The sequence below is a fragment of the Citrobacter sp. RHBSTW-00671 genome, from assembly GCF_014103415.1.
Lineage (GTDB): Bacteria > Pseudomonadota > Gammaproteobacteria > Enterobacterales > Enterobacteriaceae > Citrobacter.
Map to the genome: position 1 here is coordinate 358960 of NZ_JABXPR010000001.1, position 25392 is coordinate 384351.

Sequence of the window (25392 nt, forward strand, 5' to 3'; positions counted from 1 at the left end):
AATAGCGCCTTACGGGGCGCTATTAAGGAGCGATTATGTCTGACCATGATCCGCTAACGCTAAAACTGAGCCTGCGTGAAAAATTCGCCTACGGAGTGGGTGACTTCGGCTCAAATTTGATGCTGTGTATCGGCACGCTGTATCTGCTTAAATTTTATACCGATGAACTAGGGATGCCGGCCTGGTACGGCGGGATAATCTTTCTGGTGGCGAAATTCTTCACTGCCTTCACCGATATGCTGACCGGTGTATTGCTGGACTCACGACGCAATATTGGTGCCAAGGGGAAATTCAGACCCTTTATTTTGTATGCGTCGTTTCCCGTCGCATTGGTTGCCAGCGCGCAGTTTTTAGCCACAGATTTTACCTTGACGGTGAAAACAGGTCTGGCGACGGTGTTGTTTATGCTGTTCGGTTTGTTCTATAGCCTGATGAACTGCTCCTACGGCGCAATGGTTCCTGCGATCACGAAGAATCCGCATGAGCGCGCTCACCTCGCGGCCTGGCGCCAGGGCGGCGCGACTGTGGGGCTATTACTATGTACCGTTGGTTTTATGCCCATTCAGGCGTTATTTATCCATTCGCCTTCGCTTGGCTACCTGATTGCCGCGCTGCTCTTCTCTGTTTGTGGGCTGTTCAGCATGTGGTGGTGCTTTAGCGGTGTGAAGGAGCGCTATATCGAAATCGTGCCGGATCACCATAAACCCAGCATGCTCAAATCGTTCTGTGCAATTTTCCGTAACCCCCCCCTGTTGGTGCTATGCCTTGCCAACCTGTGTACGTTGGCAGCATTCAATATCAAGCTGGCGATTCAGGTTTATTACACTCAGTACGTGCTCAATGATATCCACTTGCTCTCCTGGATGGGGTTTTTCAGCATGGGGTGCATTCTGGTTGGCGTACTGCTGGTGCCCACAGCCGTCAAACGTTTCGGTAAAAAGCAGGTTTATCTTGGTGGCCTGGCGCTATGGGCTCTCGGTGACATCCTGAATTTTCTCTGGGGCAGCACATCACTTCTCTTTGTCACTTTCTCGTGCATGGCCTTCTTTGGGACGGCATTCGTAAACAGCCTGAACTGGGCACTGGTCCCGGATACGGTGGATTATGGGGAGTGGAAAACGGGGATCCGCGCTGAAGGTTCTGTCTATACGGGTTACACCTTTTCACGCAAAATTTCTGCGGCGCTGGCCGGTTTCCTGCCAGGGATTATGCTGACACAAATCGGTTATATCCCCAATATCGCCCAGAGTGATGCAACCTTGCTTGGCTTGCGCCAGCTTATTTTCCTGTGGCCCTGCGGGCTGGCAATTATTGCGGCCATCACGATGGGGTTCTTTTATAAACTCAGCGAAGCCCGTTTTGCTTTTATCATTGAGGAAATCAGTCAACGGAAGAAAAATAACATTCAACCAGAACGCATTAGCCATAAAAAGAAAACCTCTGCTGTAAACATATAAAAATAATTGCCGCCTATTCCATCTTAATGGATGGCGGCCTCCCTACGCTTAAAAAATGGATTTATTATGAAAAAATTAAATACAATAATTCTCTTATCCTCTGTGGTATCCACCTCTGTTTTCGCCGGCGCTTATGTAGAGAACCGTGAAGCTTACAATCTGGCCTCCGATCAGATGGAGGTCATGCTGCGCGTCGGCTATAACTCCGATATGGGCGCGGGTATCATGCTCACCAACACCTATACCATGCAACGCAAGGATGAGTTAAAACACGGCTATAACGAAATAGAGGGCTGGTATCCGTTATTTAAACCGACAGATAAATTAACCATCCAGCCCGGCGGACTGATAAACGATAAGAGTATTGGTTCGGGTGGTGCCGTTTACCTGGATGTTAACTATAAATTCACCCCGTGGTTTAATCTGACTGTACGTAACCGATATAATCATAATAACTACAGTTCCACTGATTTAAACGGAGATCAGGATAACAATGACACCTATGAGATAGGTAACTACTGGAACTTCACTATTACCGATAAGTTTTCCTACACTTTTGAGCCACACTATTTTATTCGGGTAAATGACTTCAATAGTAGTAACGGTAAAGATCATCACTGGGAAATTACCAATACGTTTAAATACCGCATCAACGAGCGCTGGTTGCCCTATTTTGAGTTACGCTGGTTAGATCGCAATGTCGAGCCGTATCACCGCGAACAAAACCAGATTCGTATTGGTGTGAAGTATTTCTTCTGACGTTATTTATGTAGCCTTCTGTATGAAGGCTACATTTCATAGATTTATAGCTTTCATCCATGTCATTCCTATTTTTTTATTTTTATTAACTCCAACTGACTAAAAAAATGCAATAACTATTATCCATCTAAAAATAAATGATTTATTAACATATCATGGAATAAATATTCCGCAGTAACGTATGCGCGCCAACATGCCCAACAACAAAGCACGGGGTTTTGCGCACGAGTAGTTGCCGCTGCTAATGAAGTGCGATTTACTTTTATTATTGCGGAGATTGGACAAAGGAAGAGAAAGACAAGGCCAGCCTGGCGCTCCGGCTGACCTGTAGTGGCTGATCTGTGGTAAATGGCTTATTCTTGCGGTTGAACAGGCCAGTTAACGTCAGGTGCCGTCGCAACATCAACGGCTTCCACCGCCTTCTTGTATTTCATCCACGCTGACAATTTTTCTTTGTCTTCAATGCTGATATCGCCAAGCACTAATTCCACTCGCCAGTCAGAGGTTATGGCAGCTGCCTGAGACATTATGCGGCCCTCACGATGTAGCTAAATGCAACGTTACAGGGAGCCGTTCCGTTGTCCCTCTATTCACTTATATAAATCCCACTACTGCCAGACACAACGAAATAGACTGATGAAGCACTTTTGCGGAAACTCTCAGTTCGATGGGGATGATGAGTGAATGGTTATAACTGCGAACTTATATTATTTATTATGATTCATTACAAAAATAATAATTCCGGTCTATTTTTGTTAATATCATGAAAAGTTTTTTAAATTTAGTTTATTTGTAATAATATGCAATAAAGATTTTATCGAAACAAGCGATAAAGGAGTTATTAGTGTGTCATGGAATAAACACTCCGCAGTAACATATGCGCGCCAACATGCCCAACAACAAAGCACTGGGTTTTGCGCACGAGCAGTTGCTGCCGCTATTGAGGCTGGCGGAGTCCGGATAACTGGAGCAAATGCCGTGGATTTTGATCGTTCACTTGAGCGTGCCGGATTCAGGCAAGTTTATGGTGAACCGATGGAAGGGGATGTCGCAGTGATAAGCGCATTACCTGGCCCACATCAATATGGTCATGCCTGTATTTACGACGGGATGGGAACATGGTATTCCGATTTCGTTCAACGCAGTATGTACCCCGGCCCACGTTACAGGGAAATACATCCTGCTTTTAAACTTTACAGGCACAACTAATATGAAAAAATTATTGATATTAATTTTCATCAGTTTTGCAACATTCGCCGCAGTTGATGACAAAACCCCCATAGCCCGAGCATTTGAATTCAACAAATGGTATATAAATCAAATAAATAAAGATATTTACCCCATCAGTTCTGGTCATGAAATTGATAGTTTTGTTACGTCAGACACGATGAAAAAGTTGCGTCATGCGCAAGATCCTAAATACGCGGACGATGAATTTTATGACGCTGATTTCTTTATTAAGGCGCAATACATCGGCGATGACTGGCCGACCAACGTAACCGTAGTTTCATCCGATTACGATCCAGTTTGTGTGAATGTGTATGTATCATTTGGCAAAAAGCAGGATCACACCGTCGTTGATTGTATGGTTCAGGAAAATGGCATCTGGAAAGTTCAGTCAGTCGTCGGATATGAGATTTATCACAATGGCAGCTTGCAGTAATAAATATCTGTCCGTATACCAGAGCCATAAAAAAGCCGCTGACATTCAGCGGCTTTTTACTGTGCCGGGCGACTCTAATGCTTACCCGGCTCACAATTACTCGTATTACTCTTCTTTCGCGCCACGCATTGCACGGCGACGATCGTTTTCAGTCAGGTGACGTTTACGAATACGGATAGAAGTTGGTGTTACTTCTACCAGTTCGTCGTCATCGATGAATTCCAGAGCCTGCTCCAGAGTCATCTTAACCGGCGGAACCAGAACCGTTGCTTCGTCAGTACCGGACGCACGCATGTTGGTCAGTTTCTTACCGGTCAGGCAGTTTACAGTCAGGTCGTTAGAACGGCTGTGAATACCGATGATCTGGCCTTCGTAAACTTCAGCACCGTGACCCAGGAACAGCTTACCGCGGTCCTGCAGGCTGAACAGTGCGAACGCAACTGCTTTACCCTGGCCGTTGGAGATCAGTACGCCGTTCTGACGCTGACCCACATCACCCGCACGAACGTCGTCGTAGTGGCTGAAGGTGGAGTACAGCAGACCGGTACCGGAAGTCATGGTCATGAATTCTGAACGGAAGCCGATCAGACCACGGCTTGGGATCACGTAGTCAAGACGTACGCGGCCTTTGCCATCTGGATTCATGTTTTTCAGGTCGCCTTTACGCTCACCCAGAGCCTGCATCACAGAACCCTGGTGCTGCTCTTCGACGTCCAGCGTTACGTTCTCGAACGGCTCTTGTTTACGGCCATCGATTTCGCGGAAGATAACTTTCGGACGGGAAACCGCCATTTCGAAACCTTCACGGCGCATGTTTTCGATCAGAACTGACAGGTGCAGCTCACCACGACCGGATACACGGAACGCATCCGCATCTTCGGTTTCTTCAACGCGCAGCGCAACGTTGTGCACCAGCTCTTTGTTCAGGCGGTCAAGAATCTGACGAGAGGTAACATATTTACCTTCTTTACCGCAGAACGGAGAGGTGTTTACGCAGAAGAACATGGTTACGGTCGGTTCATCAACGGACAGAGCCGGCAGCGCTTCGACGTTCTGCGGGTCGCAGATGGTGTCGGAGATGTTCAGTTCGCCCAGACCGGTGATCGCGATGATATCGCCTGCTTCGGCAATATCACTCTCGATACGTTCCAGACCCAGGTGGGTCAGAACTTTACCGACTTTACCGTTACGGGTTTTGCCTTCGCTATCAATGATAGTGATCTGCTGGTTCGGTTTAACTTTACCACGTTTGATACGGCCGATACCGATTACGCCAACGTAGTTGTTGTAGTCCAGCTGGGAGATTTGCATCTGCAGCGGGCCGTCAAGGTCTACGTTCGGAGCCGGTACGCGATCAACGATGGTCTGATACAGTGGAGTCATGTCTTCAGCCATGTCTTCGTGATCCAGACCAGCGATACCGTTCAGCGCGGAAGCGTAAACGATCGGGAAGTCCAGCTGCTCGTCGGTAGCGTCGAGGTTAACGAACAGGTCAAATACCTGGTCAACAACCCAGTCAGGACGCGCGCCAGGACGGTCAACTTTGTTGATAACAACAATTGGCTTCAGGCCATGGGCAAAGGCTTTTTTGGTCACGAAGCGCGTCTGCGGCATCGGACCGTCCATTGCATCCACCACCAGCAGCACGGAGTCGACCATGGACATTACACGTTCAACTTCACCACCGAAGTCGGCGTGCCCTGGGGTATCAACGATGTTGATACGGTAGTCATTCCATTTGATAGCGGTGTTTTTAGCGAGGATGGTAATCCCACGCTCTTTCTCCAAATCGTTGGAGTCCATCACGCGCTCTTGGGTTTCAGCACGTGCATCGAACGTACCGGATTGTTGGAGCAGCTTGTCTACCAGGGTCGTTTTACCATGGTCTACGTGCGCGATGATGGCGATGTTACGCAAATTTTCGATCACAACTTTGCCTCAGGCATTTTAGAAATAGCGCGTTATTGTACACGGATTAATCGCAGTACAAAACAGGATCACAAACATCCTCCGCAAACAAGTATTGCAGAGTTTCTTTGTGATCACATTCACGGAGCGTTAAAAGGGGTAATCTGACATGCTTTGCACCAATATGGTGCTTAATGTTCACATTAAAGCACTATAATGGTGCAATACAACCTTCATGGTGCAGCCCCTTTGCACGATGGTGCGCATGATAACGCCTTTTAGGGGCAATTTAAAAGTTGGCACAGATTTCGCTTTATATTTTTTACGGCGACACGGCCAATTTTTGCAGAATTGAAGACTTCGTTACCACGACGACCATGACCAATCCGGGAGAGTAAGTATGTCCGCTGAACACGTTTTGACGATGCTGAACGAACACGAAGTGAAGTTTGTTGATTTGCGCTTCACCGATACCAAAGGCAAAGAACAGCACGTCACTATTCCTGCTCATCAGGTAAATGCCGAATTCTTTGAAGAAGGCAAAATGTTTGACGGCTCCTCAATCGGTGGCTGGAAAGGCATTAACGAATCAGACATGGTTCTGATGCCAGATGCGTCGACTGCACTCATCGACCCGTTCTTTGAAGAGTCTACCCTGATCATCCGTTGCGATATCCTGGAACCAGGTACGCTGCAGGGTTACGACCGCGATCCGCGTTCCATTGCGAAACGCGCTGAAGAGTATCTGCGTTCTACCGGCATCGCAGACACCGTTCTGTTCGGGCCAGAGCCAGAGTTCTTCCTGTTTGACGACATCCGTTTCGGCGCATCTATTTCCGGTTCCCACGTCGCTATCGATGACATCGAAGGCGCATGGAACTCCTCCACCAAATACGAAGGTGGTAACAAAGGTCACCGTCCAGGCGTCAAAGGCGGTTACTTCCCGGTTCCTCCGGTAGATTCTTCTCAGGACATCCGTTCTACCATGTGTCTGATCATGGAAGAGATGGGTCTGGTTGTTGAAGCCCACCACCACGAAGTGGCGACTGCGGGTCAGAACGAAATCGCGACCCGCTTTAACACCATGACCAAAAAAGCGGACGAAATTCAGATCTACAAATATGTCGTTCACAACGTCGCTCACCGTTTCGGTAAAACCGCGACCTTTATGCCAAAACCAATGTTTGGCGATAACGGTTCCGGCATGCACTGCCACATGTCCCTGTCCAAGAACGGCGTAAACCTGTTCTCTGGTGACAAATATGCGGGTCTGTCTGAGCAGGCGCTGTACTACATCGGCGGCGTTATCAAGCATGCTAAAGCGATCAACGCCCTGGCGAACCCGACCACCAACTCCTACAAGCGTCTGGTCCCAGGCTACGAAGCGCCGGTCATGCTGGCTTACTCTGCCCGTAACCGTTCTGCTTCTATCCGTATTCCGGTAGTTGCTTCTCCGAAAGCGCGTCGTATCGAAGTGCGTTTCCCGGACCCGGCGGCTAACCCGTACCTGTGCTTCGCTGCACTGCTGATGGCTGGCCTGGACGGTATTAAGAACAAGATCCACCCGGGCGAAGCGATGGACAAAAACCTGTACGACCTGCCGCCGGAAGAAGCGAAAGAGATCCCACAGGTTGCTGGCTCTCTGGAAGAAGCACTGAAAGAACTGGATCTGGACCGCGAGTTCCTGACCGCAGGCGGCGTGTTCACCAATGAAGCGATCGATGCGTACATTGCGCTGCGTCGCGAAGAAGATGACCGCGTGCGCATGACTCCGCACCCGGTAGAGTTTGAGCTGTACTATAGCGTTTAATCGTTTGAAGTTGCCGTGGAACTTTTAGCCTGCTCAGGCAGGCTTGAGATCGATGGCGAATGATAGGACGCCTGATGGCGCAAACTTATCAGGCCTGGAGGGTAACATTACCTTGTAGGCCGGATAAGGCGAAGCCGCCATCCGGCATCTATGTTTGCCAGTCATCTGTAGCCCATCTCTGGATGGGCTTTTTTCTCCACTAACAACCTGCTTTTTCGCGCTTTTTTGATGTAAAAAGCTATAATGCACTAAATTGGTGCAACACTTTTCAGGAGACTGCTGAATGGCAACCGGCACGCTGCCCGATGCTGGGCAGATCCTCAATTCTTTAATCAACAGCATCTTACTCGTCGACGATGAGCTGGCGGTACATTACGCCAACCCGGCGGCGCAACAGCTGCTGGCGCAAAGTTCCCGCAAACTGTTTGGCACACCGCTTCCCGATCTGTTGAGTTATTTCTCCTTAAACATCGGACTGATGCGAGAGAGCCTGGAAGCGGGTCAGGGCTTTACGGATAACGAAGTGACGCTGGTGATAGACAGCCACTCACATATCCTCTCTGTGACCGCGCAGAGGCTGCCTGATGGCCTTATCCTGCTGGAGATGGCGCCAATGGATAACCAGCGTCGTCTGAGTCAGGAACAACTGCAGCATGCCCAGCAAATCGCCGCGCGCGATCTGGTGCGTGGTCTGGCACACGAAATTAAAAATCCGTTGGGCGGCCTGCGCGGAGCGGCTCAGCTTCTTAGCAAAGCGCTTCCGGACCCGGCGCTGACCGAATATACCAAAGTCATTATTGAGCAGGCCGACCGCCTGCGTAATCTGGTTGATCGCCTGTTGGGGCCACAACAGCCGGGCATGCACGTCACGGAAAGCATTCACAAAGTGGCGGAGCGCGTGGTGGCGCTGGTGTCGATGGAGCTCCCCGAAAACGTCACGCTGATTCGTGATTACGACCCTAGCCTGCCAGAACTGCTGCACGATCCGGATCAGATAGAACAAGTTCTGCTGAATATCGTGCGTAATGCTCTACAGGCGCTGGGACCGGAAGGCGGAGAAATTATTCTACGTACCCGCACCGCGTTTCAGCTCACGCTGCACGGTATGCGCTACCGTCTGGCGGCACGTATTGATGTCGAGGACAACGGTCCGGGCATTCCTTCGCATTTGCAGGATACGCTGTTCTACCCAATGGTCAGCGGCCGCGAAGGCGGTACCGGACTTGGATTATCCATCGCCCGTAATTTGATCGATCAACATTCCGGCAAAATTGAATTTACCAGCTGGCCGGGTCATACCGAGTTCTCGGTTTATCTGCCTATCAGGAAATAAAGGTGACGTTTATGCAACGAGGAATAGTCTGGGTAGTTGATGACGATAGTTCCATCCGTTGGGTGCTTGAACGTGCGCTCGCAGGGGCAGGACTAAGCTGTACCACATTTGAAAGTGGTAAAGAGGTGCTGGACGCGCTGGCCAGCAAAACGCCGGATGTGCTGTTGTCGGATATCCGCATGCCGGGTATGGACGGTCTGACGCTGTTAAAACAGATTAAGCAGCGTCACCCGATGCTTCCGGTCATCATAATGACCGCCCATTCCGATCTGGATGCCGCCGTCAGCGCTTACCAGCAAGGGGCGTTCGACTATCTGCCCAAACCTTTTGATATTGACGAAGCGGTAGCGCTGGTCGAGCGCGCCATCAGCCATTACCAGGAACAGCAGCAGCCGCGTAATGTTCAGATCAACGGCCCGACCACCGATATCATCGGTGAAGCGCCTGCAATGCAGGATGTGTTCCGCATCATTGGCCGCCTCTCCCGCTCGTCAATCAGCGTGCTGATCAACGGAGAGTCCGGGACGGGTAAAGAGCTGGTCGCCCACGCCCTGCACCGCCACAGCCCGCGCGTCAAAGCACCGTTTATCGCGCTGAACATGGCAGCGATCCCGAAAGATTTGATCGAATCTGAGTTGTTTGGTCACGAGAAAGGGGCGTTTACCGGGGCGAATACCATTCGTCAGGGGCGCTTTGAACAGGCAGACGGCGGTACGCTGTTCCTTGATGAAATTGGTGATATGCCGCTGGACGTGCAGACGCGTTTATTGCGCGTATTATCCGATGGACAGTTTTACCGCGTGGGTGGTTACGCACCGGTGAAAGTGGATGTGCGCATTATCGCAGCCACCCACCAAAACCTGGAACTGCGCGTGCAGGAAGGCAAATTCCGTGAGGATTTATTCCACCGTCTGAACGTAATTCGCGTCCATTTGCCCCCGTTGCGTGAGCGTCGGGAAGATATCCCCCGCCTGGCACGTCATTTCCTGCAGGAAGCCGCCCGCGAGTTGGGTGTGGAAGCCAAGCAACTCCACCCTGAAACCGAAGCGGCACTTACGCGTCTGGCCTGGCCGGGTAACGTTCGTCAGCTTGAAAACACCTGTCGCTGGTTAACCGTCATGGCCGCCGGACAGGAAGTACTGATTCAGGACTTACCAACCGAGCTGTTTGAAACCACCGTGCCTGACACACCGTCACATATGCAACCAGACAGTTGGGCAACCCTGTTGGCACAGTGGGCGGATAGGGCATTACGCTCCGGTCATCAAAACTTGCTTTCTGAGGCCCAACCAAAGTTGGAGCGCACGCTGTTGACTACCGCGCTGCGTCATACCCAGGGACATAAACAGGAAGCGGCACGCTTGCTCGGCTGGGGGCGTAATACCCTGACACGTAAGTTAAAAGAACTCGGAATGGAGTGACGAAAAGTCACTGTGTAAAGATTGATAATTGAGCGCAAATTGCTGCTATTTTGCGCTTTACTGTTCCGATGAGTTAAGTATGATCGTGCCCGGCAAACGGGGGGAAGTCATCATGCTGGAATCAATCATTAATCTGCTATCGAGTGGCTCAGTCGACAGCCACACGCCACAAACCGCGGTTGCCGCAGTACTGTGCGCTGCGCTGGTTGGGCTGTTTAGCTGAAGGCGCGCCGGATGGCGCTAACGCTTATCCGGCCTACAGGTTATCGCAACGTGTAGGCCCGGTAAGCAAAGCGCCACCGGGCAACGTCATTAAATCACCCGAGAGAACTGCTGCATCCGCGCTTTCTGGCGTAGATAAGCATCAAAGCACATGCAAATATTACGGATCAACAGGCGACCCTTCGGCGTAACCTGAATTCCCTTCTCATTCACATCCACCAGCCCATCTTTCGCCAGTGGCGCCAACAGCTTCAGGTCTTCAGCAAAATAATCCGCAAAGTTCAAATCCCATTGCTGTTCCACAGCGGCGTAGTCGAGGCGGAAATTGCAGATCAGCAGCTTAATCACATCCCGACGAATACAGTCATCGCGGGTCAGCGCAATACCGCGCCACAGTGCATTCCCTTGTTCATCAACCTGCTGATAATAGTGCTTCAGCTCTTTTTGGTTCTGCGCGTAGTTGTCGCCAATCATACTGATGGCGGATACGCCCATCCCCAGCAAGTCGGTATCACCCTGGGTGGTATAGCCCTGGAAATTCCGATGCAGAACACCTTCACGCTGGGCAATGGCCAGCTCGTCGTCCGGACGAGCGAAGTGATCCATGCCAATGAACTGATAGCCGGTTTCGGTTAGTGAAGAGATGGTTTCCTGCAGGATATCCAGCTTTTGCTGTGCGCTGGGCAGGTCAGCATCTTTGATCTTACGCTGGGCTGCGAAAAGCGTTGGCAGGTGCGCATAGTTAAAGACGCTCAGACGATCTGGATTCAACTCCGCCACCCGCTTCAGGGTGAAAGCAAAGCTTTCCGGCGTCTGTTTTGGCAGACCGTAAATAAGGTCGATATTCGTCGAGGTGAAACCGATCTCACGCGCATGGTTAAGTAACGCAAAGATAAATTCCTCGTCCTGCTCACGGTTCACCAGGCGCTGAACTTCTTTGTTGAAGTCTTGCACCCCCATGCTCAGGCGATTAAATCCTTCAGCCCGTAAATGATCGAGAACATCCAGCTCGATTTCACGCGGATCCACTTCGATCGAGATTTCGGCATCCGCGTTAAACTGAAAGTTAGCCCGCAGCAGCGTCATTAAGCGGCTGATTTGCGCTTTATTTAAGTACGTTGGCGTACCGCCGCCCCAGTGCAGCTGGCTGACATGCCGTCCAGAAAACAACGGTGCGCGGTGAATAATTTCTTGTTCCAGGGCATCGAGGTATTGATCGGCTTTATGCTGCTGACGGGTCACAATCTTATTGCAGCCACAGAAGTAACACAGTTTATGGCAGAACGGGATGTGGACGTATAACGAAAGTGGGCGCTCAGGGTAACGCGCCACGGCGTGCAAAAACGCTTCTGCACCGTAGTCTTCAGAGAACTCCAGCGCGGTCGGGTACGAGGTATATCGTGGCCCGGAATAGTTATATTTCTGGATCAGGGCCAGGTCCCAGTCTATTAGCTGTTCAGACATGCTCACTCCTTCCGATGGCGTCTCTGGCGGGTACGGCGTACCGGCTTAACCCCAGTGCGGGTGATAAGCCGGTTGCGCAGCCACTTCTGTCGCCGCGACAACCGCTGTAGTTTAACGAATAACCACACCAGATAACATATAACCGGAAGGGTTATAAGCAGGACGGGAAGACCCACGGTGTAAAACCGTTAGTTGCCGCCTTTCAGCAGGCGCATCATATCTTCCTGCTTTTCTTCCTCATCCTCTTCTTCGTCATCCTCGTAAGAGAGACCCAGCTTTTGCATCAGCTCGTCGATGCGATCCAGTTTGGCATCTACCCAGGCCTGATCTTCTGCGCTCAGGTTTTCTCCGGCTTCAAGACGTTCCAGCAGCGCATCCAGGCGCTCATCCGTTTCCAGTAAATCCAACTCAGCCTGTGGTGAAAGCATAGGTTTCTCACTTTTCGGTTTGTGCTGTTTGGTGACTTTTTCGGTCACACCCAATGGAATGGGGGTTTTACTGCCAATACGAGGATCTTTTTGCTTGTTTTGGTTTCCGCCACCTGATGCGCCATCACTACCGGACGCACGGCTACCTGCCGCATGACCACGGTGTTTTTTCTGGCGCTTACGGTCGCGAGCTTCCTGGTTAATTTCTTCGCGTGTTTTACGACGCGCTTTTGCAGGACCTTTACCGCGTGGTGTAGAAGTTGGTTTCATCATGATTCGTCTTTGGCTGTTTTTATTCAGTATATAATTGCGCCGGAATCTAGCAGAAATAAAGAAAAAAGGCGACAGAGTAATCTGTCGCCTTTTTTCCTGACTCTCAACCCTTACGGGCTCTACAATCCATGTTGGCTATCAACACACCCTGTTTTTCCCTTAGCCTGTAACATTCCGTGTTGTTTCCATTTCCTTATACTAACGTCTCCGGACGTTTGTCTTCCTGACAATCCTGTGTCTTCGCCTCCTGGCGCTCCTGACCCTCATCCTGAGTCGTCTATCCTGTCAGCTTCCTCGCTATGGACACTACTTTACCTTTTTAAGGTAAACGCACAAGTAAGCCAGGTAACAGTTTCCATTAATCAGAACGCCAATAAAATATAATTATATGATTTATATGTATTATATTGTTTTTTGCTCTGTCATCTCGCATAGATACTATCGGCAATGTCTCACAAAGCACGAGGTTTTTACTTACACTGGCCACGCGTCGAAAAACCAGTCTTTTGCTGGTGTTCAGGTATAATCGCTGCAAAGCCTTGATTGATGGAGACGACCACGTTGACTAACTTGAATTATCAACAGACGCATTTTGTGATGAGTGCGCCTGATATTCGCCATTTACCTTCCGATACGGGAATCGAAGTGGCTTTTGCTGGCCGTTCCAACGCAGGCAAATCCAGTGCACTAAATACCCTGACCAATCAAAAGAGTCTGGCGCGTACCTCTAAAACACCAGGCCGTACTCAGCTCATCAACCTGTTTGAAGTTGTGGACGGTAAACGCCTGGTCGACCTGCCAGGTTATGGTTATGCCGAAGTCCCGGAAGAGATGAAGCGTAAATGGCAGCGCGCACTGGCTGAATACCTGGAAAAACGCCAGAGCCTGCAGGGTCTGGTGGTATTAATGGATATTCGCCACCCGCTAAAAGATCTCGACCAGCAGATGATCCTGTGGGCTGTTGAGAGCAACGTTCAGGTTCTGGTTCTACTGACTAAAGCAGATAAGCTGGCCAGTGGTGCCCGGAAAGCACAGCTGAACATGGTGCGTGAAGCGGTGCTGGCGTTTAATGGCGATGTGCAGGTTGAAGCATTTTCATCACTGAAGAAGCTGGGCGTGGACAAACTGCGTCAGAAGTTGGATAGCTGGTTTAGTGAGCTGGCACCGGTTGAAGAGATGCAGGACGGGGAATAATCCACGGATATGCCGGATGGCGCCGCTGCGCGTCTTATCCGGCCTACGAGCATGTGCAAAACTTTTCTTTCGCACAATAAAAAACGCCCCAGTCATTACTGACTGGGGCGGCTAAAATATTCAGCCAAATCCGATTACGTGAAGTAAAAGGTCTGAAAGATAGAACATCTTACCTCTGTACCCTACGTGAATAACTTTACTCTTTTTTGAGCAGCTCAGAAAGCACTTTTTGTAATTTTTTTTCATTCCCGACATAGGGATTTCTAATGGACATCACAAAAAGTTCTATCTTATGTTGCTTAGTTACGAAAAAAGCGCGTTATTCAGTAAACCCTTAGTGCGCCTGATCCCAGTTCTCACCACTACCGACTTCCACCAGCAATGGCACATCAATTTGCGTCTCGTTTTCCATCAGCTGATGGATCTTTTTCGACACGCTTTCCAGGTCATCTTTGTGCACTTCAAACACCAGTTCATCGTGTACCTGCATGATCATGCGCACGCGCGGCTGCTCTGTTTGCAGCCACCCATCCACGGCAATCATGGCCCGCTTAATAATATCTGCGGCAGTACCCTGCATCGGAGCGTTAATTGCAGCGCGTTCTGCACCGGCACGGCGAGCGCCATTACTGGATTTAATATCCGGTAAATAGAGGCGACGCCCTTCCAGCGTTTCAACGTAACCTTGCTCTTTTGCCTGTGCACGCGTCCGTTCCATATATTCCAGCACGCCAGGGTAGCGCTCGAAGTAGAGATCCATGTACTTCTGTGCTTCTTTACGCGGAATATTCAGCTGACGAGCAAGACCGAAAGCACTCATGCCATAGATCAGACCAAAGTTAATAGCTTTTGCGCTACGACGCTGTTCGCTGGTCACTGAATCGAGCGGTAAACCAAAAACTTCTGCCGCCGTTGCACGGTGAATATCTTTTCCTTCGGCAAACGCGGTAAGCAGGCCGTTATCACGCGAGAGATGCGCCATAATACGCAGCTCGATCTGCGAGTAGTCCGCAGAGACAATCACGTAGTCTTCTGGCGCGATAAATGCCTGGCGAATACGACGACCTTCATCGTTACGTACCGGGATGTTTTGCAGGTTAGGATCGGTTGAAGACAAACGTCCGGTCGCCGTGACAGCCTGGTGATATGAGGTATGCACACGCCCGGTTTTTGGGTTGATCATCAACGGAAGCTTATCCGTGTAGGTCGACTTCAGTTTTGCTAGCCCACGATATTCCAGGATAACTTTCGGCAACGGATAATCCAGCGCTAACTCTTCCAGTACCTCTTCCGACGTTGACGGCGCACCACCCGGTGTTTTCTTCAGCGGCTTGATACCCTGCTTTTCAAACAGAATCGTTTGCAGCTGCTTGGTTGAAGAGAGGTTAAACGCTTCTCCGGCAATCTCGTGCGCTTTTTGCTCCAGCGCATGCAAACGCAACGTCAGCTCTTCTGAGTGTTTGTGCAATACAGCAGGATCGATTTTCACACCGTTGCGCTCAACGCGGGACAGAACCGGGACCAACGGCATATCTATATTTTCGAAGACGTTTAGCGGCCCTTTGTGCTTCTGCAGTTCTGGCCACATCTTCAGATGCAACTGAAGCGTAACATCGGCATCCTCTGCGGCATAACGCCCGGCTTCTTCCAGTGCTATCTGGTTAAAGGTCAGCTGGTTTTTACCTTTCCCGGCAATCTCTTCAAAGGTGATCGTTTTATGTTTCAGCCAGCGATCTGACAGGCTGTCCATATCGTGTCGGCCTGCGACGCTGTTAAGAATGTAGGATTCGAGCATGGTATCAAAGACAATGCCGCGCAGTTCAATCCCGTAATTTGCCAGGATACCGCGATCGTACTTCAGGTTTTGCCCAACTTTATGCGCCTTTTCATCTTCCAACAGTGGCTTCAGTAACGCCAGCGCACGTTCACGAGAAATCTGATCGGGGGCATCCAGGTAATCATGGGCGACAGGAACATACGCAGCCACACCTGGCTCAATGGCAAAGGAGAGACCAACCAGATTCGCGGAGATGTTATCCAGGCTGTCAGTTTCTGTATCAAAGGCGAATACGGGAGCTTTCTTCAGCTTTGCAATCCACGCTTCCAGCGTTTCTTCGTCCAGAATCGTCACATAGTTATCGTACGAGAGAACCGTGGCAGGTTCCTCAGGCGTTTCATCGACGACGATGGTTTCCTGCGGTTTAGCTGCCGGTTTTGTCCCTTTCGCCTGTAGCCATTTACCGGCTTCAACGTCAGTAACCCAACGCTTGAATTCATACTGTTTAAACAGGCCCAGCAGTTCTTCTGCTGCTGGTTGGCGCACTTCCAGCTGCTCGCAGGTTAATTCCAGCTCAACATCCGTTTTGATGGTAGCCAGCTTATACGAGAGATACGCCACTTCTTTATTCTGCTCGAGTTTGCCTGCCATGGTTTTGGCACCACGGAAGGTCAGCCCTGCTATTTTGTCTGATTCCGCATAGAGAGTATCCAGCCCACCCAGGCCCTGAAGCAGCGCCTGAGCCGTTTTTTCACCCACGCCAGGTACGCCTGGAATGTTATCGGAGGAGTCACCCATCAGCGCCAGGAAATCAATGATCAGTTCAGGCGGAACACCGTACTTATTCACGACCTCATCCGGACCAAGGATCGTATTAGTCATAGTGTTGATGAGGGTGATGTTCGGCGTCACCAGTTGAGCCATATCTTTATCGCCGGTGCTAATCAGCACCGGACGCCCCACCTTCTCTGCCTCACGTGCCAGCGTACCGATGACATCGTCCGCTTCCACGCCTGAAACCGCCAGCAATGGCAGCCCCATCGCTTTTACCATCGCATGTAGAGGCTCAATCTGCGCACGTAAATCGTCCGGCATAGGCGGGCGGTGCGACTTGTAGTGTTCGAATAATTCATCACGGAAGGTTTTACCCTTAGCGTCGAATACCACCGCTGCATGCGTAGGCTGATATTGCAGAATCAAGCTACGCAGCATGTTGAGGACGCCGTACATCGCACCAGTAGGCTCTCCTGCGCTGTTCGTCAGCGGAGGAAACGCGTGGTATGCGCGATACAGGTAAGATGAACCGTCTACAAGGATAAGTGGGTTTTCTGGGATCTGAACCATAATGTCCGTGCCTGTTTATCAGATTATGGGTAAAGGATGCCACAGACGGGATGAAAACATGAGTTTTTCGCCGCATTTGTCGAAAAACTTTTGCAGATCTTCTGCGTTGCTCGCAAAGCGTGCTGTGGATAACTTTGTGAATAAATAATTTTCAGCCCTTTAGCTACAGCAACAGAATTTATAAATCATAATAATTTGTTATATTTTTCATTGCATTACGCTGATAAGTGGAATTTTATGCCATTTTTTCAGCTTATATCTGGATGTGGATAGATATTACCTTTTTTTCTATTCAGCGAAGATCCATCATTTGGTTCGTTTTCTGATAAAATCAGCCCCTTGCGCCTTATTTAGCGCACTATCTATGGCTAACCTTTTGAATAATTTAATTATGACGAGAATACTCGCTGCGATAACGCTGTTGCTGAGTATCGTATTGACCATATTGGTCACGATTTTTTGTTCTGTGCCGATCATCCTTGCAGGGGTTGTAAAACTCCTTTTGCCCATTCCTGTCGTCTGGCGCAAGGTTTCTGTCTTCTGTAATTTCATGATGTATTGCTGGTGTGAAGGCCTGGCTCTACTGCTGCACCTTAATCCACGATTAAAGTGGGATATCGAAGGGCTGGAAGGTCTTAGCAAGAAAAACTGGTACCTGCTCATTTGTAATCATTACAGTTGGGCCGACATCGTTGTACTTTGTGTTCTGTTCCGTAAACACATCCCGATGAATAAATACTTCCTCAAGCAGCAGTTGGCCTGGGTCCCTTTTATTGGTCTGGCGTGTTGGGCTTTGGATATGCCGTTTATGAAACGCTATTCGCGTGGCTATCTGCTCCGCCACCCGGAACGACGCGGTAAAGATGTGGAAACAACGCGCCGTTCCTGCGAGAAATTTCGCGTACATCCGACAACAATTGTGAATTTTGTCGAAGGCTCACGTTTTACGGACGAGAAGCGTCAGCAAACCCGTTCACCGTACAGCAATCTGCTTCCGCCCAAGGCGGCAGGCATTGCAATGGCGCTAAACGTTCTGGGGTCACAGTTCGATAAATTGCTGAACGTTACGCTGTGTTATCCAGAAAATAGCCTTCATCCTTTCTACGATATGCTCAGCGGCAAGCTGACACGTATTGTCGTGCGAGTGAATCTCGAGCCGATTAGCGAAGAATTGCACGGTGATTACGTTAACGATAAGGGATTTAAACGTCGGTTCCAGCAGTGGCTGAACATGCTCTGGAGCGAGAAAGATACACAATTAAATGCGATTAAAGCCTCACATAAAAAAGCCGGTCTGTGACCGGCTTTTTCTTTTACTTCTGACCTACCAGGAATTTCACAGTATCAGCATACTGCTGTACAAAGATATCCATGCTGCTGGTATCCATACCCTGCGGGTTCACCTGATATTTGCCATTAACAAACATCGCCGGCACGCCCTGCAGCTGCAAGTCAGCTGCCGCTTTTTCCTGCTGGGCAACAAGTGATTTCACCACGAAGCTATTCCATGCCGCATCATAGTCTTCACCTTTAATACCTGCGTCGACGAAGACCTTGCGGATATCAGCAACAGACTGAACAGTCTGCGTTTTCTGTACCCCTTCAAACAACGGCACAGTCACCTGATCTTCAACGCCCAGTGCCATAGCAACAGCCCATGCCTGCGTCAGATCTTTGCCCAAAGGCCCGAGAAACTCGACATGGTATTTGGTCATCTTGGTGCCTTCCGGCAGCTTTTTCTTCACATTATCAGAGACGTGAAGCACTTCTTCAAACTGATAGCAGTGCGGGCAGTAGAAGGAGAAGAACTCCAACACTTGCGGTTCACCCGCAACAGGCTTCTCCAGGGTGATGTATTGTTTACCATCCTGGAACTGCGCTGCCGATGCGCTAAAAGCTAAGACCATACCAGCCAGCGCCAGCCATATTTTTTTCATGTTCAAGTTTCTCCGATTAATACATTGGCGTTAATTGTAAGGGGGGCTCTTGCAGAATTTTTGCCTGCTCAATAAAGGTCGCGGTCTGACGATGCCAGTAATCTTCCCCGGTTAACCACGGAAAGTTTTTTGGGAACGCAGGGTCAGCCCAACGTCGAATTAGCCAAGCAAGATAATAAACTAAACGCATAGCGCGTAAAGGTTCTATCAGTCCGATTTCAGCGGTGTCGAACTCACTAAACTCTTCATAAGCCTCGATAATGGTTTCTAGCTGCATGCGTTGTTCAGCTTTATCACCATTGAGGAGCATCCATAAATCCTGAATAGCCGGACCATTGCGGGCATCATCTAAATCGACAAACATCGGGCCATCGCGCCACAGAATATTACCGGCATGACAATCACCGTGCAGGCGTAACGTGGTAAAACGCGTATGCCAGCGTTCGGTAACAATCGCGATAAGCGCATCCGTTGCCTTCAGGAAAGCCGCTTTTTGCCCTGATGGGATAAGCTGTGCGTGTTCAAAAACTTTACGCGGCTCAGTCAGGTACTCTTCAAGGCCAATCGTTGGGCGGAAGACAAAAGTACGCTTGCATCCGGTCTGGTGCATACGTCCGAGATAGCGCCCCACCGCCTCCATCTGATCGATGTTGTCGGCTTCAAACTGGCGTCCACCGACGCTTTGGAAGATCGCATAATGGAAACCCTGGTGGCTTAACAGCGTTTGGCCGTTCAGTACCAGAGGTGCAGCGACCGGGACTTCATCGCTTACCAGTTCCAGAGCAAACTGGTGCTCTTCCTGGATCTGATCGACAGACCAACGTTCAGGGCGATAAAACTTAACGACAAAGCGTCGACGGTCTTCGTCCTGGAATTGATAGACACGGTTTTCATAGCTGTTAAGTGGGGTAAGCCCGGAGTCCACCCGGATCCCCTGCTCAAACAGTGCATCCATGATGGTATCCGGGTGTAGCGTCTGGAAATTAAAAGCGTTGTCGTTCATCCCATCATCCGGAAAATACTACGAATGATTCAGGATATCATTTCGCAGCGCTTTCGGTGGCGGCGATTACAAGCTTTTACTCTTTAATTACGCCACGTGCGCGTAGAAGTGCCGTTTTAAAATCTTCTTCATAATCTTTCTGAATACCTGGGATGACTGCATCCTTCGCTGAGTCACGCATTTTCAGGTGATAGATCAGAATGTCATCAGTTAAATCCGCCAGTTCGCCGTCAAAACCTGACTCTTGCGCCAGTTTCTGTAAAAATTGCATCAGGTTAAGATCGGGTTCCTTCTGCCAGGCAGGCTGGAGGAGTTCAATAACTTCATTCAGACGTTTACATTTCATGGTTGTGCTCCTTAGGCTCAATACAGATACGTTAGCAGGGTCAATCCCACATTAAAAGAGGCGATATCAGTGATTCTGGATAGTGCAATAACAGGGGTTGTGCTGGCTGGCGGTAAGGCCAGACGGATGGGTGGAACCGATAAAGGTCTGCTTGAACTGGACGGTAAACCTCTTTGGCGGCATGTGGCCGACATTCTCGCTTTGCAGGTCGAAACCGTGGTGGTTAATGCCAATCGCCACCGGGATATATACCAGCAAAGCGGCCTGAAAGTTATTCCCGATTCCCTGGCCGATTTCCCTGGCCCACTGGCCGGGATGCTATCGGTATTCCTGCAGCAAACGGGGGAGTGGTTTCTGTTTTGCCCGTGCGATATGCCCTATATTCCTCACGATCTGGTCGCTCGTTTAAAAGAGCAGCGCAAAGCTGCACCGGTTGTCTGGGTGCATGATGGGGAAAGAGATCACCCAACCATCGCGCTAATGCACCGCTCTATGCAGCCTTTGCTGCAGGATTATCTTCAGTCTGGTGAACGACGCGTTATGGTCTTTATGCGTCTGGCTGGCGGCCATGCTGTCGATTTCAGCGATCATAAAGATGCGTTCGTAAACGTGAACACCCCCGAAGAGCTCGCAAAATGGCAGGAAAAATCATGATCCCATTACTCGCCATTGCGGCATGGAGCGGAACGGGAAAAACCACGCTGCTCAAAAAGTTGATCCCGGAACTACGTGCCAGAGGTATACGCCCCGGATTGATTAAGCATACTCATCACAATATGGATGTCGACAAGCCCGGTAAAGATAGCTATGAACTGCGCAAAGCCGGTGCAGCACAAACGCTGGTTGCCAGCCAACAGCGTTGGGCGCTAATGGTTGAAACACCTGAAGAGCCCGAACTGGACATGGCCTATCTGGTTAGCCGGATGGATGCATCGGCGTTAGATATGGTGCTTGTTGAAGGCTTTAAGCATGAACCTGTCGCGAAGATCCTGCTTTTTCGTGAAGGTTGCGGGCACAGTCCTGAGGAATTGGTGATGGACGAATATGTTATCGCAGTTGCCAGTGACGTTCCGCTGGCGGTGGATGTTCCATTGTTAGATATCAACGATATACAGCAACTTGCTGATTTTGTTACGCAATGGATAAGACAGTAACTGTGTATTGCCTGATGCGCTGCGCTTATCAGGCCTACTGAAACGCATGCACTGACGGGCTTTTGTAGGCCGGATAAGGCGGGACGCCGCATCCGGTGGTTTTCATCCCACGCAGACGCAAAAAAGCCCATCCGTCAGGATGGGCTTCTTCACTTATTTGATGCCTGGCAGTTTATGAATCACTTCGTGATTCACCCTTCGGGCCGTTGCTGCGCAACGTTCAAAAGCTTTCACTTTTGTCCTACTCTCTATCGAGTAGTGAACTGCCTCGAAAGTCAGTGCCATACTTCTAATTTGATGCCTGGCAGTTCCCTACTCTCGCATGGGGAGACCCCACACTACCATCGGCGCTACGGCGTTTCACTTCTGAGTTCGGCATGGGGTCAGGTGGGACCACCGCGCTACAGCCGCCAGGCAAATTCTGTTTATTAACCCGCCTTGGCCGGTTAATTTAATCTGTTATCAAGCTGAAACTGATGTCTGTCTTTCGCCAAAACATCTTCGGCGTTGTAAGGTTAAGCCTCACGGTTCATTAGTATCGGTTAGCTCAATGTATCGCTACACTTACACACCCGACCTATCAACGTCGTCGTCTTCAACGTTCCTTCAGGAGACTTATAGTCTCAGGGAGAACTCATCTCGGGGCAAGTTTCGTGCTTAGATGCTTTCAGCACTTATCTCTTCCGCATTTAGCTACCGGGCAATGCCATTGGCATGACAACCCGAACACCAGTGATGCGTCCACTCCGGTCCTCTCGTACTAGGAGCAGCCCCCCTCAATTCTCCAGCGCCCACGGCAGATAGGGACCGAACTGTCTCACGACGTTCTAAACCCAGCTCGCGTACCACTTTAAATGGCGAACAGCCATACCCTTGGGACCTACTTCAGCCCCAGGATGTGATGAGCCGACATCGAGGTGCCAAACACCGCCGTCGATATGAACTCTTGGGCGGTATCAGCCTGTTATCCCCGGAGTACCTTTTATCCGTTGAGCGATGGCCCTTCCATTCAGAACCACCGGATCACTAAGACCTGCTTTCGCACCTGCTCGAGCCGTCACTCTCGCAGTCAAGCTAGCTTATGCCTTTGCACTAACCTCCTGATGTCCGACCAGGATTAGCTAACCTTCGTGCTCCTCCGTTACTCTTTAGGAGGAGACCGCCCCAGTCAAACTACCCACCAGACACTGTCCGCAACCCGGATCACGGGTCTACGTTAGAACACCAGCCATTAAAGGGTGGTATTTCAAGGTCGGCTCCACGCAGACTGGCGTCCACGCTTCAAAGCCTCCCACCTATCCTACACATCAAGGACCAGTGTTCAGTGTCAAGCTATAGTAAAGGTTCACGGGGTCTTTCCGTCTTGCCGCGGGTACACTGCATCTTCACAGCGAGTTCAATTTCACTGAGTCTCGGGTGGAGACAGCCTGGCCATCATTACGCCATTCGTGCAGGTCGGAACTTACCCGACAAGGAATTTCGCTACCTTAGGACCGTTATAGTTACGGCCGCCGTTTACCGGGGCTTCGATCAAGAGCTTCTCCTTACGGATAACCCCATCAATTAACCTTCCGGCACCGGGCAGGCGTCACACCGTATACGTCCACTTTCGTGTTTGCACAGTGCTGTGTTTTTAATAAACAGTTGCAGCCAGCTGGTATCTTCGACTGATTTCAGCTCCATGAGTAAATCACTTCACCTACATATCAGCGTGCCTTCTCCCGAAGTTACGGCACCATTTTGCCTAGTTCCTTCACCCGAGTTCTCTCAAGCGCCTTGGTATTCTCTACCTGACCACCTGTGTCGGTTTGGGGTACGATTTGATGTTACCTGATGCTTAGAGGCTTTTCCTGGAAGCAGGGCATTTGTTACTTCAGCACCGTAGTGCCTCGTCATCACACCTCAGCGTTAAAAGAAGTCCGGATTTACCTAAACTTCCCGCCTACATGCTTAAACCGGGACAACCGTCGCCCGGCTAACATAGCCTTCTCCGTCCCCCCTTCGCAGTAACACCAAGTACAGGAATATTAACCTGTTTCCCATCGACTACGCCTTTCGGCCTCGCCTTAGGGGTCGACTCACCCTGCCCCGATTAACGTTGGACAGGAACCCTTGGTCTTCCGGCGTGCGGGTTTTTCACCCGCATTATCGTTACTTATGTCAGCATTCGCACTTCTGATACCTCCAGCACCCCTCACAGGACACCTTCAACGGCTTACAGAACGCTCCCCTACCCAACAACACATAGTGTCGCTGCCGCAGCTTCGGTGCACAGTTTAGCCCCGTTACATCTTCCGCGCAGGCCGACTCGACCAGTGAGCTATTACGCTTTCTTTAAATGATGGCTGCTTCTAAGCCAACATCCTGGCTGTCTGTGCCTTCCCACATCGTTTCCCACTTAACTGTGACTTTGGGACCTTAGCTGGCGGTCTGGGTTGTTTCCCTCTTCACGACGGACGTTAGCACCCGCCGTGTGTCTCCCGTGATAACATTCTTCGGTATTCGCAGTTTGCATCGGGTTGGTAAGTCGGGATGACCCCCTAGCCGAAACAGTGCTCTACCCCCGAAGATGAATTCACGAGGCGCTACCTAAATAGCTTTCGGGGAGAACCAGCTATCTCCCGGTTTGATTGGCCTTTCACCCCCAGCCACAAGTCATCCGCTAATTTTTCAACATTAGTCGGTTCGGTCCTCCAGTTAGTGTTACCCAACCTTCAACCTGCCCATGGCTAGATCACCGGGTTTCGGGTCTATACCCTGCAACTTAACGCCCAGTTAAGACTCGGTTTCCCTTCGGCTCCCCTATTCGGTTAACCTTGCTACAGAATATAAGTCGCTGACCCATTATACAAAAGGTACGCAGTCACCCCATAAAGAGGCTCCCACTGCTTGTACGTACACGGTTTCAGGTTCTTTTTCACTCCCCTCGCCGGGGTTCTTTTCGCCTTTCCCTCACGGTACTGGTTCACTATCGGTCAGTCAGGAGTATTTAGCCTTGGAGGATGGTCCCCCCATATTCAGACAGGATACCACGTGTCCCGCCCTACTCTTCGAGTTCACAACACATGCGATTTTGTGTACGGGACTATCACCCTGTACCGTCGGACTTTCCAGACCGTTCCACTACCACACATGCTGATTCAGACTCTGGGCTGCTCCCCGTTCGCTCGCCGCTACTGGGGGAATCTCGGTTGATTTCTTTTCCTCGGGGTACTTAGATGTTTCAGTTCCCCCGGTTCGCTTCATTACGCTATGTATTCACGTAATGATAGTGTGTCGAAACACACTGGGTTTCCCCATTCGGAAATCGCCGGCTATAACGGTTCATATCACCTTACCGACGCTTATCGCAGATTAGCACGTCCTTCATCGCCTCTGACTGCCAGGGCATCCACCGTGTACGCTTAGTCGCTTAACCTCACAACCCGAAGATGTTTCGTAAAACACCACCGTGTTGCGAAAATTTGAGAGACTCGAACACACCGCTTTTCATTTCTTATTACGGAGAAATGAAACAGTGTGTCGTTTCAATTTTCAGCTTGATCCAGATTTTTAAAGAGCAAAACTTCGCAGTGAACCTTTTCAGGTACACTCTGAAGTTTTCTTGGTTTTTTGCAGTAAAGATGGTGGAGCTATGCGGGATCGAACCGCAGACCTCCTGCGTGCAAAGCAGGCGCTCTCCCAGCTGAGCTATAGCCCCATCGTAGTTATCTCATTCACCTTAATTTTTGTTGAAGCAAGGCGTGGTGACACGAAGCATACTGAAGTATGTGAGTGTCGCCGCAACGCAGCATCAGCAAAAATTTGGTAGGCCTGAGTGGACTTGAACCACCGACCTCACCCTTATCAGGGGTGCGCTCTAACCACCTGAGCTACAAGCCTGCAGAGATTTTTACTGC

At 50.1% G+C, this 25392-nt stretch carries 21 protein-coding genes, 2 tRNA genes, 2 rRNA genes and 1 pseudogene; 12 read left to right on the top strand and 14 right to left on the bottom strand.

Annotated features, from left to right (window positions below):
* Window positions 1-35: 35 nt before the first annotated feature.
* Window positions 36-1457: an MFS transporter gene (locus HV261_RS01720; protein ID WP_202037279.1), complete on the top strand. Its 1422-nt coding sequence runs from the start codon at window positions 36-38 to the stop codon at window positions 1455-1457.
* A 66-nt stretch (window positions 1458-1523) separates the two neighbouring features.
* Complete coding sequence (gene ompL / locus HV261_RS01725; protein WP_137381416.1) at window positions 1524-2216, top strand: porin OmpL; 693 nt, start codon at window positions 1524-1526, stop codon at window positions 2214-2216.
* A 353-nt stretch (window positions 2217-2569) separates the two neighbouring features.
* On the opposite strand, the gene HV261_RS01730 is transcribed toward ompL, so the two are convergent.
* A complete protein-coding gene (locus HV261_RS01730) occupies window positions 2570-2743 on the bottom strand; it encodes a tail fiber assembly protein (RefSeq protein ID WP_202037280.1) in 174 nt (57 codons plus the stop codon).
* 319 nt (window positions 2744-3062) lie between these two features.
* On the opposite strand from HV261_RS01730, the gene HV261_RS27590 reads away from it, so the two are divergent.
* Both HV261_RS27590 and HV261_RS01735 read left to right on the top strand, forming a co-directional pair.
* Window positions 3063-3425: a CHAP domain-containing protein gene (locus HV261_RS27590; RefSeq protein ID WP_137381414.1), complete on the top strand. Its 363-nt coding sequence runs from the start codon at window positions 3063-3065 to the stop codon at window positions 3423-3425.
* A gap of 1 nt (window position 3426) precedes the next feature.
* The gene (locus tag HV261_RS01735) at window positions 3427-3879 is read left to right on the top strand and encodes a DUF3828 domain-containing protein (protein ID WP_202037281.1); all 453 of its coding nucleotides are present in this window, start codon (window positions 3427-3429) and stop codon (window positions 3877-3879) included.
* Between the two features lie 105 nt (window positions 3880-3984).
* On the opposite strand, the gene typA is transcribed toward HV261_RS01735, so the two are convergent.
* Window positions 3985-5808 (bottom strand): ribosome-dependent GTPase TypA, encoded by a 1824-nt coding sequence (gene typA / locus HV261_RS01740; RefSeq protein ID WP_003028641.1) that lies wholly within the window; start codon window positions 5806-5808, stop codon window positions 3985-3987.
* A 379-nt stretch (window positions 5809-6187) separates the two neighbouring features.
* On the opposite strand from typA, the gene glnA reads away from it, so the two are divergent.
* The 4 genes from glnA to HV261_RS01760 all read left to right on the top strand — a co-directional run bounded on the left by glnA (window position 6188) and on the right by HV261_RS01760 (window position 10574).
* The gene (gene glnA / locus HV261_RS01745; protein ID WP_003825314.1) at window positions 6188-7597 is read left to right on the top strand and encodes a glutamate--ammonia ligase; all 1410 of its coding nucleotides are present in this window, start codon (window positions 6188-6190) and stop codon (window positions 7595-7597) included.
* 283 nt (window positions 7598-7880) lie between these two features.
* Complete coding sequence (gene glnL / locus HV261_RS01750) at window positions 7881-8930, top strand: nitrogen regulation protein NR(II) (RefSeq protein WP_016155163.1); 1050 nt, start codon at window positions 7881-7883, stop codon at window positions 8928-8930.
* 11 nt (window positions 8931-8941) lie between these two features.
* Complete coding sequence (gene glnG, locus HV261_RS01755) at window positions 8942-10351, top strand: nitrogen regulation protein NR(I) (RefSeq protein WP_202037282.1); 1410 nt, start codon at window positions 8942-8944, stop codon at window positions 10349-10351.
* Window positions 10352-10463: 112 nt separating this feature from the next.
* Complete coding sequence (locus tag HV261_RS01760; protein ID WP_086523820.1) at window positions 10464-10574, top strand: YshB family small membrane protein; 111 nt, start codon at window positions 10464-10466, stop codon at window positions 10572-10574.
* An 89-nt stretch (window positions 10575-10663) separates the two neighbouring features.
* Here the strand turns inward: HV261_RS01760 and hemN are convergent, their stop codons facing one another.
* From hemN to HV261_RS01775, 3 genes and pseudogenes are all read right to left on the bottom strand, one after another.
* Window positions 10664-12037 carry an oxygen-independent coproporphyrinogen III oxidase gene (gene hemN / locus HV261_RS01765; RefSeq protein ID WP_202037283.1) on the bottom strand — a complete coding sequence of 458 codons (1374 nt, stop codon included), beginning with the start codon at window positions 12035-12037 and terminating at the stop codon, window positions 10664-10666.
* A 188-nt stretch (window positions 12038-12225) separates the two neighbouring features.
* A complete protein-coding gene (gene yihI / locus HV261_RS01770) occupies window positions 12226-12735 on the bottom strand; it encodes a Der GTPase-activating protein YihI (protein WP_249357511.1) in 510 nt (169 codons plus the stop codon).
* A 106-nt stretch (window positions 12736-12841) separates the two neighbouring features.
* Window positions 12842-13045, bottom strand: a pseudogene (locus tag HV261_RS01775) (hypothetical protein).
* A 254-nt stretch (window positions 13046-13299) separates the two neighbouring features.
* On the opposite strand from HV261_RS01775, the gene yihA reads away from it, so the two are divergent.
* The gene (yihA, locus tag HV261_RS01780) at window positions 13300-13932 is read left to right on the top strand and encodes a ribosome biogenesis GTP-binding protein YihA/YsxC (RefSeq protein WP_103771976.1); all 633 of its coding nucleotides are present in this window, start codon (window positions 13300-13302) and stop codon (window positions 13930-13932) included.
* A gap of 120 nt (window positions 13933-14052) precedes the next feature.
* On the opposite strand, the gene spfP is transcribed toward yihA, so the two are convergent.
* Window positions 14053-14100, bottom strand: a complete 48-nt coding sequence (spfP, locus tag HV261_RS27905) for a small protein SpfP (protein WP_071892919.1) — start codon at window positions 14098-14100, stop codon at window positions 14053-14055.
* Between the two features lie 166 nt (window positions 14101-14266).
* On the bottom strand, window positions 14267-17053 hold the full coding sequence (gene polA, locus HV261_RS01785) for a DNA polymerase I (protein WP_202037284.1): 2787 nt from the start codon (window positions 17051-17053) through the stop codon (window positions 14267-14269).
* Between the two features lie 364 nt (window positions 17054-17417).
* Here polA and yihG point away from each other — a divergent pair, with 364 nt between their 5' ends.
* Window positions 17418-18353: a 1-acylglycerol-3-phosphate O-acyltransferase, YihG family gene (gene yihG / locus HV261_RS01790; RefSeq protein WP_202037285.1), complete on the top strand. Its 936-nt coding sequence runs from the start codon at window positions 17418-17420 to the stop codon at window positions 18351-18353.
* A 13-nt stretch (window positions 18354-18366) separates the two neighbouring features.
* Here the strand turns inward: yihG and dsbA are convergent, their stop codons facing one another.
* The 3 genes from dsbA to HV261_RS01805 form a co-directional block, all read right to left on the bottom strand.
* Window positions 18367-18990 (bottom strand): thiol:disulfide interchange protein DsbA, encoded by a 624-nt coding sequence (gene dsbA / locus HV261_RS01795; RefSeq protein ID WP_137381405.1) that lies wholly within the window; start codon window positions 18988-18990, stop codon window positions 18367-18369.
* 16 nt (window positions 18991-19006) lie between these two features.
* Complete coding sequence (locus HV261_RS01800; protein WP_202037286.1) at window positions 19007-19993, bottom strand: serine/threonine protein kinase; 987 nt, start codon at window positions 19991-19993, stop codon at window positions 19007-19009.
* 76 nt (window positions 19994-20069) lie between these two features.
* Complete coding sequence (locus HV261_RS01805) at window positions 20070-20339, bottom strand: YihD family protein (RefSeq protein ID WP_003028616.1); 270 nt, start codon at window positions 20337-20339, stop codon at window positions 20070-20072.
* A gap of 69 nt (window positions 20340-20408) precedes the next feature.
* On the opposite strand from HV261_RS01805, the gene mobA reads away from it, so the two are divergent.
* A complete protein-coding gene (gene mobA / locus HV261_RS01810) occupies window positions 20409-20993 on the top strand; it encodes a molybdenum cofactor guanylyltransferase MobA (protein ID WP_003028614.1) in 585 nt (194 codons plus the stop codon).
* Window positions 20990-21493 carry a molybdopterin-guanine dinucleotide biosynthesis protein MobB gene (gene mobB / locus HV261_RS01815; RefSeq protein WP_202037287.1) on the top strand — a complete coding sequence of 168 codons (504 nt, stop codon included), beginning with the start codon at window positions 20990-20992 and terminating at the stop codon, window positions 21491-21493. The genes mobA and mobB overlap by 4 nt, the downstream gene beginning before the upstream one ends.
* Before the next feature lie 299 nt (window positions 21494-21792).
* Here the strand turns inward: mobB and rrf are convergent.
* The 4 genes from rrf to HV261_RS01835 all read right to left on the bottom strand — a co-directional run bounded on the left by rrf (window position 21793) and on the right by HV261_RS01835 (window position 25375).
* Window positions 21793-21908 (bottom strand): 5S ribosomal RNA (rrf, locus tag HV261_RS01820).
* A 96-nt stretch (window positions 21909-22004) separates the two neighbouring features.
* Window positions 22005-24911: ribosomal RNA gene (locus tag HV261_RS01825) — 23S ribosomal RNA — on the bottom strand.
* A 206-nt stretch (window positions 24912-25117) separates the two neighbouring features.
* Window positions 25118-25193: transfer RNA gene (locus tag HV261_RS01830), tRNA-Ala, on the bottom strand.
* A 105-nt stretch (window positions 25194-25298) separates the two neighbouring features.
* A tRNA-Ile gene (locus HV261_RS01835) sits at window positions 25299-25375 on the bottom strand.
* Between the last annotated feature and the right edge of the window lie 17 nt (window positions 25376-25392).

Bases quoted from the DNA above. Each gene is read 5' to 3' on its own strand.
- HV261_RS01720 (WP_202037279.1), top strand. From the start codon at position 36: ATGTCTGACCATGATCCGCTAACGCTAAAACTGAGCCTGCGTGAAAAA.
- ompL (WP_137381416.1), top strand. From the start codon at position 1,524: ATGAAAAAATTAAATACAATAATTCTCTTATCCTCTGTGGTATCCACC.
- HV261_RS01730 (WP_202037280.1), bottom strand. From the start codon at position 2,743: ATGTCTCAGGCAGCTGCCATAACCTCTGACTGGCGAGTGGAATTAGTG.
- HV261_RS01735 (WP_202037281.1), top strand. From the start codon at position 3,427: ATGAAAAAATTATTGATATTAATTTTCATCAGTTTTGCAACATTCGCC.
- glnA (WP_003825314.1), top strand. From the start codon at position 6,188: ATGTCCGCTGAACACGTTTTGACGATGCTGAACGAACACGAAGTGAAG.
- glnL (WP_016155163.1), top strand. From the start codon at position 7,881: ATGGCAACCGGCACGCTGCCCGATGCTGGGCAGATCCTCAATTCTTTA.
- glnG (WP_202037282.1), top strand. From the start codon at position 8,942: ATGCAACGAGGAATAGTCTGGGTAGTTGATGACGATAGTTCCATCCGT.
- HV261_RS01760 (WP_086523820.1), top strand. From the start codon at position 10,464: ATGCTGGAATCAATCATTAATCTGCTATCGAGTGGCTCAGTCGACAGC.
- hemN (WP_202037283.1), bottom strand. From the start codon at position 12,037: ATGTCTGAACAGCTAATAGACTGGGACCTGGCCCTGATCCAGAAATAT.
- yihI (WP_249357511.1), bottom strand. From the start codon at position 12,735: ATGAAACCAACTTCTACACCACGCGGTAAAGGTCCTGCAAAAGCGCGT.
- polA (WP_202037284.1), bottom strand. From the start codon at position 17,053: ATGGTTCAGATCCCAGAAAACCCACTTATCCTTGTAGACGGTTCATCT.
- yihG (WP_202037285.1), top strand. From the start codon at position 17,418: ATGGCTAACCTTTTGAATAATTTAATTATGACGAGAATACTCGCTGCG.
- dsbA (WP_137381405.1), bottom strand. From the start codon at position 18,990: ATGAAAAAAATATGGCTGGCGCTGGCTGGTATGGTCTTAGCTTTTAGC.
- HV261_RS01800 (WP_202037286.1), bottom strand. From the start codon at position 19,993: ATGAACGACAACGCTTTTAATTTCCAGACGCTACACCCGGATACCATC.
- HV261_RS01805 (WP_003028616.1), bottom strand. From the start codon at position 20,339: ATGAAATGTAAACGTCTGAATGAAGTTATTGAACTCCTCCAGCCTGCC.
- mobB (WP_202037287.1), top strand. From the start codon at position 20,990: ATGATCCCATTACTCGCCATTGCGGCATGGAGCGGAACGGGAAAAACC.